The 12,086-nt window shown below is 74.6% G+C and carries 11 protein-coding genes and 1 pseudogene; 5 read left to right on the top strand and 7 right to left on the bottom strand.

Going from position 1 to position 12,086, the window contains the following annotated elements:
• Positions 1–26: 26 nt before the first annotated feature.
• Complete coding sequence (locus E3Z34_RS01310) at positions 27–209, bottom strand: hypothetical protein (RefSeq protein ID WP_134772162.1); 183 nt, start codon at positions 207–209, stop codon at positions 27–29.
• A gap of 656 nt (positions 210–865) precedes the next feature.
• Positions 866–1,546 carry a GNAT family N-acetyltransferase gene (locus E3Z34_RS01305; RefSeq protein WP_134772161.1) on the bottom strand — a complete coding sequence of 227 codons (681 nt, stop codon included), beginning with the start codon at positions 1,544–1,546 and terminating at the stop codon, positions 866–868.
• A 65-nt stretch (positions 1,547–1,611) separates the two neighbouring features.
• Here E3Z34_RS01305 and E3Z34_RS01300 point away from each other — a divergent pair, with 65 nt between their 5' ends.
• Positions 1,612–2,565 (top strand): hypothetical protein, encoded by a 954-nt coding sequence (locus E3Z34_RS01300; RefSeq protein ID WP_134772160.1) that lies wholly within the window; start codon positions 1,612–1,614, stop codon positions 2,563–2,565.
• 234 nt (positions 2,566–2,799) lie between these two features.
• On the opposite strand, the gene E3Z34_RS01295 is transcribed toward E3Z34_RS01300, so the two are convergent.
• From E3Z34_RS01295 to E3Z34_RS18420, 5 genes and pseudogenes are all read right to left on the bottom strand, one after another.
• Positions 2,800–3,471, bottom strand: coding sequence for a PIG-L deacetylase family protein (locus tag E3Z34_RS01295; RefSeq protein ID WP_238695288.1), 672 nt, complete (start codon positions 3,469–3,471; stop codon positions 2,800–2,802).
• A gap of 19 nt (positions 3,472–3,490) precedes the next feature.
• Positions 3,491–4,189: an AarF/ABC1/UbiB kinase family protein gene (locus E3Z34_RS18430; RefSeq protein ID WP_238695287.1), complete on the bottom strand. Its 699-nt coding sequence runs from the start codon at positions 4,187–4,189 to the stop codon at positions 3,491–3,493.
• 64 nt (positions 4,190–4,253) lie between these two features.
• Positions 4,254–4,436 (bottom strand): annotated as a pseudogene (locus E3Z34_RS19335) (AarF/UbiB family protein); the annotation flags it as partial.
• Between the two features lie 2 nt (positions 4,437–4,438).
• Positions 4,439–4,837 (bottom strand): AarF/ABC1/UbiB kinase family protein, encoded by a 399-nt coding sequence (locus tag E3Z34_RS18425; RefSeq protein ID WP_275106670.1) that lies wholly within the window; start codon positions 4,835–4,837, stop codon positions 4,439–4,441.
• 98 nt (positions 4,838–4,935) lie between these two features.
• Positions 4,936–5,157, bottom strand: a complete 222-nt coding sequence (locus E3Z34_RS18420) for a hypothetical protein (protein ID WP_238695286.1) — start codon at positions 5,155–5,157, stop codon at positions 4,936–4,938.
• A 143-nt stretch (positions 5,158–5,300) separates the two neighbouring features.
• Between E3Z34_RS18420 and E3Z34_RS01285 the strand changes: the two genes are divergently transcribed.
• From E3Z34_RS01285 to E3Z34_RS01270, 4 genes are all read left to right on the top strand, one after another.
• Positions 5,301–5,624, top strand: coding sequence for a hypothetical protein (locus tag E3Z34_RS01285; RefSeq protein WP_134772158.1), 324 nt, complete (start codon positions 5,301–5,303; stop codon positions 5,622–5,624).
• Between the two features lie 72 nt (positions 5,625–5,696).
• Complete coding sequence (locus E3Z34_RS01280) at positions 5,697–9,275, top strand: FtsX-like permease family protein (RefSeq protein ID WP_134772157.1); 3,579 nt, start codon at positions 5,697–5,699, stop codon at positions 9,273–9,275.
• Entirely contained in the window at positions 9,272–11,653 is a 2,382-nt protein-coding gene (locus tag E3Z34_RS01275; RefSeq protein WP_134772156.1) for an ABC transporter permease family protein, read from the top strand. Before E3Z34_RS01280 ends, E3Z34_RS01275 begins: the two co-directional genes overlap by 4 nt.
• On the top strand, positions 11,602–12,084 hold the full coding sequence (locus E3Z34_RS01270; RefSeq protein WP_134772155.1) for an FtsX-like permease family protein: 483 nt from the start codon (positions 11,602–11,604) through the stop codon (positions 12,082–12,084). The genes E3Z34_RS01275 and E3Z34_RS01270 overlap by 52 nt, the downstream gene beginning before the upstream one ends.
• Positions 12,085–12,086: the final 2 nt, after the last annotated feature.

Here is a 12,086-nt window from a genome sequence, read left to right as displayed (position 1 = left end):
CCGCCACATCCCCAGCGCCCGTCGGGCTACGCCCTCTCGTCGCCCTCAGACACCGACGCCTCCCGCTCCAGCAGCCGCAGCTCGTCCTCGACGTAGGCGTCACGCTGCCCCACCGCCTCGAGCTCGGCCTTGAGCGCGCGCTGCATACGCCTGGCCTTGTCGGAGCGACCCACGTTGCGCAGCGCCCACGCCACCATCCACCGCGCCACCCTCGTCGCTCCTTGGTCACCGGTGCGTTCGCGGGCCGCGAGGGCGTCCCGGAAGACCCCCAGCGCCTGCTCGAAATCCCCTCGTCGGCATGAATCATCCCGAGATTGTTGAGCAAGGAGGCCTCCCAACCGCGGGTCCTGGGGTCAGTGACGGAACGGGCCAAGGCAAGCGCCTCCTCGGTGGCCGCGAGCCGCTTCTCCCGCGGCAGCACGAGCGCCCGCATATGGAGCGCGTCGACGTGCAGCTCCTCCAGCCCTGCGTCCTGGGCCCGGTCGGCGGCGGCCTGGAAGTGCGACAGCGCCGCCTCCTCGTCACCAGCGAAGCGCAGCAGCCGGCCCCGCTCCGGCTCATGGCGCGCCTTGACCTCGACATCGTCGCAGGCCAGCGCGTCGAGCACCTCGTGACCCTCGGAGAACCGATCCTGCAGTCCGAGGGCGCGAGCCACCTGCGTGAGCGCCAGCTCGCGCTGCACGGCATCCTTGGCCGCCCCGGCCGCCACCCGGAAACGCTCCTCGCTGCCTGCCGGGTCGTCGAAGTCCCACAGGTCTCTCAGCTCGGGCCCTGTGCTCATGGGTCACGACGCTACTCAGGAGCGACGGGAGGAGCAGCGGCAGGCCCATCACCACGGACTGTGTCGTGGGCGCGGCCCCATGGCTCACTGTTCGATGCCCAGGAATCGCCGCAGCGCCTCAGCCCCCTCGACGACGAGGCGATCAGCCGGTCGGACGTAGGTGGCCGGCGTGACGAGCACGCGTTGCTCGTCGACACCGGCCTTGCCTTCTGCCGTGTGTTGCACGATGCGGCGGCGGCCGTTCTCGACGTATCCCGTCTTACGGCTCACGGCCGCCGAGGCGTGGTTGCCGACGATGTACCCCGATCCGCAGTCCAGCGCGCCCAGCTCGTCGAACGCGAATCCGACCACCATCTGCCGCATCAGCGTGCCGGTTCCTCGTCCCTGGTGAGCCAGCCCGAGCCAGGAGCCGGTGTCGACGTGTCGCGTCTGGGCGAAGTCCTTCGCGTGCAGGTCCTGCATGCCGACGAGCTCGTCGTCGCGGTGCACCGTCAGCGCCAGCCGCCAGTCATCAGCCCCGAACGTCGCCCTCTGGCTCCACCACCACGCCAGCGAGGTGGTCGGGAAACCGTCGGGCGACCCAGGCGCGAATGGCCGTGTGTGCCAGTCCTGGAGGAAGGGCATGGGCAGATCGGGCGCCTCGATGCCACGACGCACCAACTCGACGAGCTCAGGAAGGTCGTCGTCGCGCAGAACGCGCAACTCGACGGGGCCGCACGTGATCCGAAGCGCGAACGGCGGGAAGATGTCCTCCAGGCTGAGCATCTCTACAGCACATCATGTGAAGCCGTCTCCCACCACGGCAGCACGAGTGCTGCGATGATCCACCGATGAGGATCGCTGCCGTTCTCGTCGCGACCGCCTCGGCGCTGCTCGTCGCCTCGTGCGGGAGCCAGACCGAGCCCGTCGCTGACGGTCCGGCCGTGACCGGGTCGGCACCCAACGCCTCCGGCACGCCGACGCCACCCTCGGCCGGCGAGTCCGACGTCGTGGACCTCTCGAAGGAGGTCGTCCTGGCGGCCAGCCCCTACCAACGGTCGGAGGGGGACCCGGTGGTCCTCTGCTTCGGCCCGCAGGCAGCGATCTACCCACCGGACTGTTCCGGGCCGGAGCTGGAGGGGCCGTTCTCCTGGGCGGATCACGACGTCCGACGGGAGAACGGGATCACCTGGACGGACACCACCCTGTACGCCATCGGTCATTACGACCCCGAGGTCGGCGAACAGGGGAGGTTCACCCTGACCGTGCCACTGAGCCCAGATCCTCCCCCCGGGTACGACACCACCGATCGGCTCGGGACGGCCTTCACCGCACTCTGCGAGGACCCGACGGCCGATGTGCCCGACGTCGACCAGGCCGACCGCACCCGTGGACCGGCCGGGATGGATGAGGAGCAGGCGCTGCTGGCCCTGGTGCGCGAGGACCTGCCCGGGTATGCGGCGTCCTGGGTCTCCGACGGAGGGGTGATGAACGTGCTGCTCGCCGAGGACGCCGACCTGGACGCCTCGCGGGCCGCGATCCGTGACGTCTACACCGGGCCGCTGTGCCTCGAGGCGCGGGACGTGCCCTCCGACGAGGCTCTGCGGGCGGCGCAGGACGCCGTGGCTGCACGGACGGACCTCAGGTTCCTCAGCGTGGGGGTAGGCGGGACCGAGCCCCGCCTCTACGTCGAGGTGGTGGTCGCCGACCGCGCCACCGTCGAGGCCATCCACGAGGCGGCCGGATCATGGCTCGCCCCCGACCACATCGTCATCCTCAGCGCTGTGCAGGAGCTCCAGCCCTAGCGAGGCCGAAGCTCGGCCGAGCCCTAGCCAGGGACTTCTTCCGGTGGGGCACCCACCCCGTCCGGCTCAGGCACAAGGTGGCCCTGTGGCTGCTGCACCACACCATGAACCGTCCCATCGCCTGGATGTGGCGACGCGACCTGGACCGCTTCGCCCTCGCGGGGACCGGGGCCGACGGGACGTCGACGACCTCCTGACGCTCTGCTCCCCCGACGACCGCGGGCGCGGCGTCCGCTACCGCGTCCGCAGGTAGCGCAGAGTCTCTCTCGACCCCTGCAGCTCGAGCCGCCGCCACAGCACGCTGCCGGGCACGGCCTGGCTGGCGTGACAGGCGATCGCTGTGCGCTGCGCGGTGCGGTCGACCTCCACCTCGAAGTGGTCGGCGCTGCCGCACCCGGCGAACGGCACCCCCGTCTCCGCCAGCAGCGTGCCGGCGAGCTCGCCGGTGAGGGTCCAGGCCAGCACGGGCAGGTCCAGCTCCTCGGCCGTGGCCACCGCCGCCGTGGTCGCCGCGACGTGGTCGGGATGCCCCGAGATCCCGGTGGTGTCGAAGACGAGCAGGCCCTCGGGCCGGCCGTCCTGCACCGCCTCGGCCACGACGGCCTGCAGCCGCGCGGGCTTTGTGGCGGCCAGCCCCCCGTCGGGGAGGTCGTGCAGCCGGGTCGACCGGACACCCAGGGCCCGCCCGGCTGCGGCGAGCTCCTCCGCCCGGACGGCGGCCAGGTCGGGGGCGGCCCCCAGGGTGGACGCCTCTCCCCGGGTCAGGCAGAGCACGTCCACGTCGGCACCCGCGCGGGTGAAGGAGTCCAGCACGGCGCCCAGCCCGAAGGACTCGTCGTCGGGGTGGGCGACCACGACCAGCACCCGGCTCCAGGACGGGAGCGATCCGTTCGGGGCGCCGGTCACCTCGTCATCGTACGACCGCTCAGCGGGGCCTGATCCGGCGAGGGCGACCGGTCCACGCGAGGTAGGCGCTCCCCACGGTGAGCGCGGCCCCGCCTCCGGCGACCAGCGGACCGGCATACCGGCCCAGCCGGTCCTTGTAGGCCACGAGCACGTTGGTGCCACCGGTGATCATGGCCGCCACCACGAGCGCGGCGACGACCCGGTCGCCGGTGCGCTCCATCCGCCCCACCAGCGGCTCCAGCTCGGCGGTGCGGATCGTCACGTCCACGCCCCCGCCGTCGATCCGGTCGAGCAGCTGCCGGGCGTAGGTGGGCAGGTCCACGCCGAGCTGGGCCGCCGCCACCGTCGCGTCCCGCAGGCGCCCGGCCACCTGGGCGGGGCCCAGCTGCTGCTGGATGAGCTGACGGGCATACGGGTGCAGCACCGTGGTGATGTCGAAGCCGGGGTCGATCCGCAGGCCCAGCCCGTCGACGATGATGAGCATCCGGAACAGCTGGACGACCTCGGGCGGCAGCGAGAGCCGGTGGTGCTGCACCACCGAGAAGATCTGATTGGCCACCCGGTCGAGGTGGATGTCGGCCAGGGCCCGCCCGTCGAGCCAGCTGGTGATCCGGGCGACCTCGCTGCGCATCCGCCGCCGGTCCAGGGGGCCCCGCGGAGGGGCGATGTCGAGCAGGGTGCGTAGGAGCCCGTCGGTGTCCTGCTGGACCAGCGCCACGACCCCTGGCGAACTGACGGCGCATCTCCGGGCTGATCCGCCCGACCATCCCGAAGTCGATGACGCCGATGGTGCCGTCTGCCTCGACGAAAAGGTTGCCGGCGTGGGGGTCGGCATGGAAGACCCCGTCCTCGAACACCATCCGGATCAGCACCTCGACCGCTCGGTGGGCGAGGTCCGGGCGGTCGATCCCGGACGCGTCCAGGGCGGCGACGTCGTCGATCCGGATCCCGGACAGCTCCTCCATGGTCAGCACCCGGGATGTGGTGGTCTCCCAGTGGATCCAGGGTATGTGGACACACCCGGCACCCCCAGGAAGTTCTCACCGATCTCCTCGCACGCCCTGGCCTCGGTCAGGTAGTCGAGCTCGGAGCGCAGCGAGCGGGAGAACTCGTCCACCAGCCCGACCAGATCGATGTCGGCCAGCAGCTGGGAGTTGCGGGCCAGGTGGCCGGCAAGGTTCTTGAGGATCTCGAGGTCGTCGTGGACCTCCTCGACCACCCCCGGCTTGCGGATCTTGACGACGACCGGGCGACCGTCGTGCAGCCGGGCGCGATGGGCCTGGCCGATGGAGGCGGTGGCGACCGGGACGGGCTCGAACCAGGAGTAGAGCTCCTCCACCGTGGCGCCGAAGTCGTCATGGACCACCGTGGCCAGCCGCTCGAACGGGACCGGCTGGGTGGAGTCGGTGAGCCGGGCGAAGGCGCGGCAGTAGGCCGGGGGAAAGACGTCGGGGCGGGTGGAGATCAGCTGGCCGAGCTTGATGAAGGTGGTGCCGGCTCCTCGAAGGTCTCGACGAGCAGCCCGGGAAGCACGTCCCGGTCACCACCCGCGCCGGGGTCGGGCCCCGCCCCGCCCGGCGGGTGGGGGAGCCACCGGCCCAGCCCGGCCTGCACCGCCGTGGCGTGCAGCCCGTGCCGCGCCAGGACGCTGGCGATCTCCCGGTAGCGCTTCAGGTGGCCAGCCATGTCAGCACGCTACAAGCACCCGCGACCCACCGCCCCGCTGGTGGTGCGCACCTGCGCGGGGCCCCGCGCAGAACCGGACGCACGGCGTACTACTATAGGTTGTAGCAGCCGGAAGGGCTCCGGCTCCGGAAGGGGTCAGGTCGATGACTGAGACAGCCCGCCTCGTCGAGCGCATCCGTCTCGAGGACGGCACCACCACGGACGATCTCGGTTTCCTGGAGCGCGCGCTCACCCAGCTCTTCACCCAGCTGGGCCGCTTCGACCCCTCGCAGGTCGACATCGCGATCCGGATCAAGGACCGGGAGAAGCCGAGCATGACCACCACCCTGGAGGTCAACGTCCACGGCCTGCCCCGGATGATCGGCACCTCCGTCCTCACCGACACCAAGGATGCGGTCAACGAGGCCGAGACCAAGGTCGTGAGCCAGCTGCAGCGCGCCGTGGACCGGCGCAACGAGCACCGCTGACCGACCTGCCACGCGCGCGCGACCGGGAGTCGGTCCCGTCCCTGACCTGCGGGCTCGCCTAGGCTGGAGCGCATGACCTCGTGGGCGGGCATCGTGGCTGCGCGCGCCCGCGCATCACAGGGGCTGCTGCTGACCCTGCTCTGCCTCGTGGCCGTCACCACGGCCATCATCGCCGGGACGGTCGGCTACTCCCAGGCGGCGGCGACCACCGCGGCCCGGGGGGCCCAGACCCAGGGGGAGCCCACCGAGGCCGGTGTCCAGGTGCAGACCCGGCTCGCCGTCGACGACCCGACCACCCAGGACCGGCTGGCGCGGCAGGCCATCCTCGACGCCTTCGCCCCCGCACCCGTGACCGTCGGTCGGCTGGTCCTGAGCGAGCCCCGGCCGGTGAGCTCTGGAGGATCCCCGCTGGACGGACGCGTCGTCCTGCTCGGTTCGCCCGAGCTGGAGGCAGGGGCCGAGGGGCTGGCCGGGCGGGTCACGGTCGTCGAGGGCGCCTGGCCGCAGGGTGGGCAGGTGCCGCAGGACGCAGCGGCCCCGGGAGCCCTGCACGTCGGCGCCGCCAGCGCCTGGGGCGTCGGCGTCGGTGACGTGCTCACCGTCGACGACCGGGCGGTGGAGGTCGTGGCCACCTGGTCCCCCGTGGACCCGGAGGCGGCCTTCTGGTTCGGCGACGACCTGGTGCGCAGCGGGCAGCAGGAGGCCGACCACGGCCCGCTGGTGGTCGCCGAGGACCTCGTGCGCCAGGTCGGCGACCCCTTCGTCCGCTGGCCCGTGCAGCCCGACCCCTCGAGCATCACCCCCGACGACCTGGCCGGTCTGTCGAGCAGCGCGGAGGAGCTCCGGGAGGACCTGCGGGACGTCCAGGGGGTCAGCGTGCGCGGCATCACCGTCGACGGCGACCTGGCCCCGACCGCCGCGACCGCCGCCACCAACCTGGCCACCGCCCGCGCCCTCGGCGTCATCCCGCTCTCGGTCCTGGTGCTGGTCACCGGCCTCGCCGTGGTGCAGCTCGCGCGCCTGCTCACCTCGACCCGGGAGCCGCAGGTGCAGCTCCTGGTGGCCCGCGGCGCAGGCCGAGGTCAGGTCCTGGCGACCGGTCTGGTCGAGTCGGCGGCGGTCGCGGTCGTGGGCGCCACCCTCGGCGGCCTGCTGGCCCGGGCCGGTATGCAGCTCGTCCCCGGTGGCGAGCTCGTGGGCACGTCCGTGCTCGCGGTGACCGGTCTGGTGCTGCTCGGCATCCTCGTCGTGCTCGCGGTGGTGGCGGTCGGTCAGGCCCGGCGGCTCGCCGGCGGCCGTTCCGGGGCCGACCTCTCCGGTCGCGCCCGGGCCGCCACGGCCCTGGCGACCGTCGTCCTCGTCCTCGGGGCCGCCGCCCTGTCCTGGTGGCAGCTGCGCCGGGCGGGCTCACCGCTCGTGGCCCGCCCGGACGGCGCCCTGGCCACCGACCTGGTCGCCGGCGCCGCCCCCGCCCTGCTGCTGGCCGCCTCCGCCGTCGTCGCGCTGGCCCTGCTGGGCCCCCTCACCCGCGCCCTGGAGCTCGCGACCCGACCCGCCCGCACCGCCACGGGCCACCTGGCCTCCGCGCAGGTCAGCCGCCACCTGTCGGTGTATGCCGTGCCCGTCGTCCTCACCGTCCTCGCCGTCGGGGCCACCACCCTGGCCGCCCTCTACGCCGGCACCTCCGCCCAGCTGCGCGAGGATCTCGGCGCCGTCTCCCGCGGGGCCCCCGTCCGGGCGGACGTCGTCCGGCCTCTCGTCCAGGACACCCCCGGTGTCGTCCCCCCGGCCGCCCCCGACGTCACCACCGACCCCTCGGTCACCGGGGCCGCCCTCGTCTGGCTCGAGCCCAACGCCCGGGTGGGCGACCTCCAGGTGCCCCTCGTCCTCGGGAGCTCGGGCGCCCTGCGCGCGGTGACACCGGCGGTGGCGGACGAGTCCCTCGTCCCGGACGGCCTCGACCAGCTCCTCGACCCCGACGGGACGCCGCTGCCGGACGGGTCGGTCGCCGTGCCCCCCGGCACGGCCGAGCTGGAGGTGCGGATCGAGGCGGAGCTCGACCTGGACGCCTGGCAGCTCTCCCGTCTCGACTCCCTGGCGCCGTCGCTCCTGGAGCGGCGGGAGCGCCTCGACGAGCTGGGCATCGACCTCTCCGGGGGCCTGCCGCCCGACTCGGTCCCGACGCCCGAGGAGGAGGCCCGTGCCGCCCTCGACCAGGAGGTCGCCGCCCTCCGTGCCGGGCGTGAGGTGACGGTGAGCGTCCTCGTGCGCGACACGGACAGCGGCCTCACCCACCTGCTGCGGACGCAGCCGCTGCCGACCACCGGCCCGGAGGTCACCTACGACGAGGACACCCTGAGCGGCGCTGCAGCCACCCCCGGCACCACGACCGGCGGGCTCGGCATACCCCTGGACCCGGAGCGGTCGTGGGCCCTGGAGTCGGTGGTCCTCGACGTCTCCGGCGCCGGGCCGGGGGTCACCCTCGCCCTGGACGTGGCGGTCCGCGCCGACGGTCGGGACCTCCTGGACGGCAGCGACGCGTGGGGGAGCACCGACGCCGCGACGCCGGAGCAGGCGGCGCCGGCGCGCGCGGAGGCGGAGGCCGTGGCGGACCCCTACGCCCGGATCGTCTGGGAGGTCTTCGGCGACAGCACGACCTGGTCCATGTCCCAGGGGGAGGAGTCGAACCGGCCCTTCATACCTCCCGTCCTGGACACTTCGTCCTCGACCTGGCGCCTGGAGGTGGTGACCCGGGGCGGGCCCCTCGGCGCTCCCGACCTGCAGGGTCAGACGGGCCTGCAGTTCGTCGTGGCCCCGGGCCTCACCTGGGTGGAGGACCGCGGCCTGGCCCTCGACGCCGCCCCGACGGCCCCGACCCCCACCGCGCGCGTCCCGGTGGCTCTCACCGCGGCCGCCGCCGACGCCGCCGCCCTGCGCCCGGGGGACGACTTCGAGCTGGCCTACGCCGGGGGCCTCGTGCCGGCCCGGCTCACCACCCTGGTCCCCGCCGTGCCCGGTCAGACCGGCGAGCTGGGGGCGCTCGCCGACAGTCGTGTCCTCGCCCGGGCCCTCGTCGCCGACCAGCGCACCCTGCCCTGGCCGAGCCAGGTGTGGGCCACCCCGGCGGGCGACCCGCAGGCCGCCGTCGCCGCCCTTTCCACCCGGGAGGACCTCCGCGGGGCGACCGGGCCGGGCGCGGTGGCGGTCACCGACGCCACCAGCGCCGCCCGGCTCGTCTTCTGGGTCGCCTCGGCCGGGGCGGTGCTGCTCGCCCTCACCGGCATCGCGGCCGTGGCCGCGACCCTGCTGTCGGCCCGCCGGCCCGAGGTCGCCGTGCTGCGGGCCCTGGGTATGCCGCCCGCCGCCCAGGCCCGCTCGCGGGCCCTGGAGCTGGCCGGGGTGGTGCTGGCGGCGGTCGCCTTCGGCCTGCTCGCGGGCTGGCTGGTCGGCACCGCCGTGGTCCCCGAGCTGGCGTCCACGAGCATCCGCCCGGGTGGGCTCAGCCTTCCGACCCGTCTGCGGCTGGAGGCGACCCCCTGGCTGGTGCTCGTGGGGGCCGGTGGCGTGCTGGTGCTCGCGCTCACCCTGGTGCTGGCGGCGCGGGTGCGGCGGCAGGCGCTGGACCGCAGCTACCGGGAGGAGATCCGGTGACCGGTCAGCACCGCAGGCCACGGGGCCGCGCCGGGGGTCCGAGCGCCGCCGGGATGGCGCGGCGCCAGTTCGCCGCCGACCCGTGGATGTCCGTGGGGCTGGCGCTCCTGGTCGGCCTGGTCGCCCTCCTGCTCACCGCCGTGCCCCGCGGTCTCACCGACGTGCAGTCCCGGCAGCTGGTCCAGGAGGTCGACGGGCTGTCCGCGATCCAGCGCGACGTCATCGGGCAGTGGGGCCGGTCGGTGGTCTTCCCCACCCTCGCGGTGCTCGGGTCGGGCGAGCTCGTCGGGCTGGAGCAGGACGAGTACGACGCCCAGCTCGAGGACCCGTGGCGGCCGTTCCGCGAGGGGGGCGAGCGGGTGCGCGCGGAGCAGCCGGAGCCGCTGCGCAGCGCCCTGGGCGAGCCGCAGATGATCGCCCGGCTGCAGCCGGAGGTGGCCACGCGTCCCGCGGAGGAGACCGGTTTTCGCGAGGTGACCTACAGCCGCGCCGTGGATCCCGACCTCCGGCAGCACGTCGAGCTCGTCGAGGGCGAGTGGCCCGAGCTGACCCTGGAGGCGGGGCTGCGCGACGACCTGCCCGGCTCCGGCGCCGGGTCCGGGATCGAGACCGGCGAGGTCGACGTCGTGCTGTCCCGGGACGCCGCGGACCGGTTGCTGCTGGAGGTGGGTGACGAGGTGGCCGGCGCCATGGTGCTCTCGGGGGTCTACGAGCCCCGGGACCCCGACGACCCGCGCTGGCAGCACGTCGACAACGGTGCGACCCTGGGCGTCATCCCCGACCCCGACCGGGGTGACACGGCCTACGCCACCGCCTTCCTGTCACCGGACAACCGCGGCAGCACGGGCCAGCCGGCGTCGGTGCGCATGCGCCTGTGGTATCCCGTCGTGCCCGACGCCATCACCGGCAGCACCGACCAGGTGCAGCTGCTGCGCAGCCAGCTGACCGGCTTCGTGGCCCAGCAGCACGAGCTCGCGGACGCCACCACCGTGCCCGACAGCTCCGGGCCGCAGGTCCCCGTCTTCACCACCGAGCTGAGCTCCACCCTGACCCGCATCGTCGCCCAGCAGCGGGCGAGCGCCTCCCTCCTCGCGGTCGTCGCGGCCGGACCGCTGGGTGTCGCCCTGGCCGTCGCGGGGCTCGGCGCGCGACTGGTGGTCCACCGCCGCCGACCGGCGCTGGCCCTGACCCTGGCCCGGGGTGCCGCCCCGCAGCAGCTGCGGCGGCTCGTGGCCGTCGAGGGGCTGGCCCTCGGGGTGCCCGCCGCCCTGCTCGGCCACCTCGCCGCGACCCTCCTGCTGCCGGGCCCGACGCCCTGGTGGCAGTGGCTGGTCACCGGGGCCGTGGCCGTGGTGCCTGCCCTCGCGCTGGCCGCCTCGCTCGAGGACGCCTCGCTGCTGCAGGGCCGCAGCGACCTGTCCGGGCGCAGCACCAGCCGGTGGCGCTGGGTGCTCGAGGTCGCCGTCCTCGCGCTGGCCGCCGTGTCGACCTGGCGGCTGCTCGACCGCGGCACCCGTGGCGGCGACGACAGCGACTCCGGGATCGACCTGCTGGCCGCGGCGACCCCGGTCCTGCTCGCGCTGGCGGCCTGCGTCGTGGCCCTGCGGGTCTACCCCCTCCCGCTGGCCGCGCTCACCCGCGCCCTGCGGGGGCGGGCGACCCTCACCCCCTTCCTCGGCGCGGCCCGGGCCCTGCGCGACCCCGGCGGGGGGCTCGTCCCGGCGCTGGCGGTCGTCCTCGGGACGACCATCGCGCTGGTCAGCGCCGTCCTGCTGTCCACCGTGACCCGCGGGGCCGAGGTCGCGGCCTGGGAGTCCAACGGCGCCCCGATCAGGGTGAGCGGCCCCGCCCTCACCGACGGCCTGCGCGAGCAGCTCCTGGCCGTGGACGGTGTCCGGCACGTCACCGGGCTGGCCACCGGCAGCGCCAGCAGCGCCCTGGTCGTCGACGGCCAGCGCACGTCGGTGCGGGTCTGGCTCGTGGAGCCCGAGCTCGCGGACCTGCAGCGGGAGGCGCCCGTCACACCGCTGCCCCGCGACGTCTTCGCCGAGGGCGACCCCCCGGCCGTCGTGACGCTGGGCGGCACCACGGTCGACCCGGACGCCGGGAGCGTAAGCCTGGGCCGGCTCGGCACCGTGTCGGTGACCGGCCACCTCGACCAGCTCCCCGGCGCCCAGGTCCCCTCCGGCGTCGTCGTCAGCCGCGACCGGTGGGCGGCCGCGCACCCGGACACCCCGCCCGCGCGCATCGTCCTCGTGGACACGAGGAGGGGGCCGACCTCGACGAGGTCGTCTCTGGCGTCACCGAGGCGTTGGACGGGGTCGGCGTGGTCACCACGGTCCAGGAGCGCCTCGACCGCTTCCGCGGCGCACCGGTGACCGAGGGCCTGGTGCGGATGTTCCTCGGCGCGACGGTGGTCTCCGGGCTGCTGACCGTGCTGGCGGTCGTGGTGGTCCAGCTCATGGGGGCGGGCGCCCGCGCCCGCCTGCTCGCGGTGCTGCGGACCCTCGGGCTGGCCCCCGGCCAGTCCCGGGCGCTCACCGCCTGGGAGCTGGCGCCCCTGCTGCTCACGTCCGTCGTCGTCGGCACGCTGCTCGGTCTGGCCGTGCCGTGGGTGCTGCTGCGGGGCCTGGACCTCACCGGTCTCACCGGCGGCGTCACCCAGCCCGCCCTCGTGCTGGACCCCCTGACCATCACCGCCGTCCTCGGCGCCGTCGTCCTCACGGTCGCGGCCGCCGTCGTCGTCAGCGCCTGGCTCGCCGGGCGCACCAACCTCGCGCAGGCGCTGCGCGTGGGAGAGGAGCGTTGAGC

It is taken from the genome of Ornithinimicrobium flavum (assembly GCF_004526345.1).
Lineage (GTDB): Bacteria > Actinomycetota > Actinomycetes > Actinomycetales > Dermatophilaceae > Ornithinicoccus > Ornithinicoccus flavus.
Note: the sequence above shows the minus strand (reverse complement) of the source record. Positions and strands in the feature narration are given on the sequence as shown.

What these genes read in the sequence shown, in the direction of transcription:
- E3Z34_RS01305 (WP_134772161.1), bottom strand. Translation starts at nt 1,546, where the DNA reads ATGCTCAGCCTGGAGGACATCTTCCCGCCGTTCGCGCTTCGGATCACG.
- E3Z34_RS01300 (WP_134772160.1), top strand. Translation starts at nt 1,612, where the DNA reads ATGAGGATCGCTGCCGTTCTCGTCGCGACCGCCTCGGCGCTGCTCGTC.
- E3Z34_RS18420 (WP_238695286.1), bottom strand. Translation starts at nt 5,157, where the DNA reads ATGGCTGGCCACCTGAAGCGCTACCGGGAGATCGCCAGCGTCCTGGCG.
- E3Z34_RS01285 (WP_134772158.1), top strand. Translation starts at nt 5,301, where the DNA reads ATGACTGAGACAGCCCGCCTCGTCGAGCGCATCCGTCTCGAGGACGGC.
- E3Z34_RS01280 (WP_134772157.1), top strand. Translation starts at nt 5,697, where the DNA reads ATGACCTCGTGGGCGGGCATCGTGGCTGCGCGCGCCCGCGCATCACAG.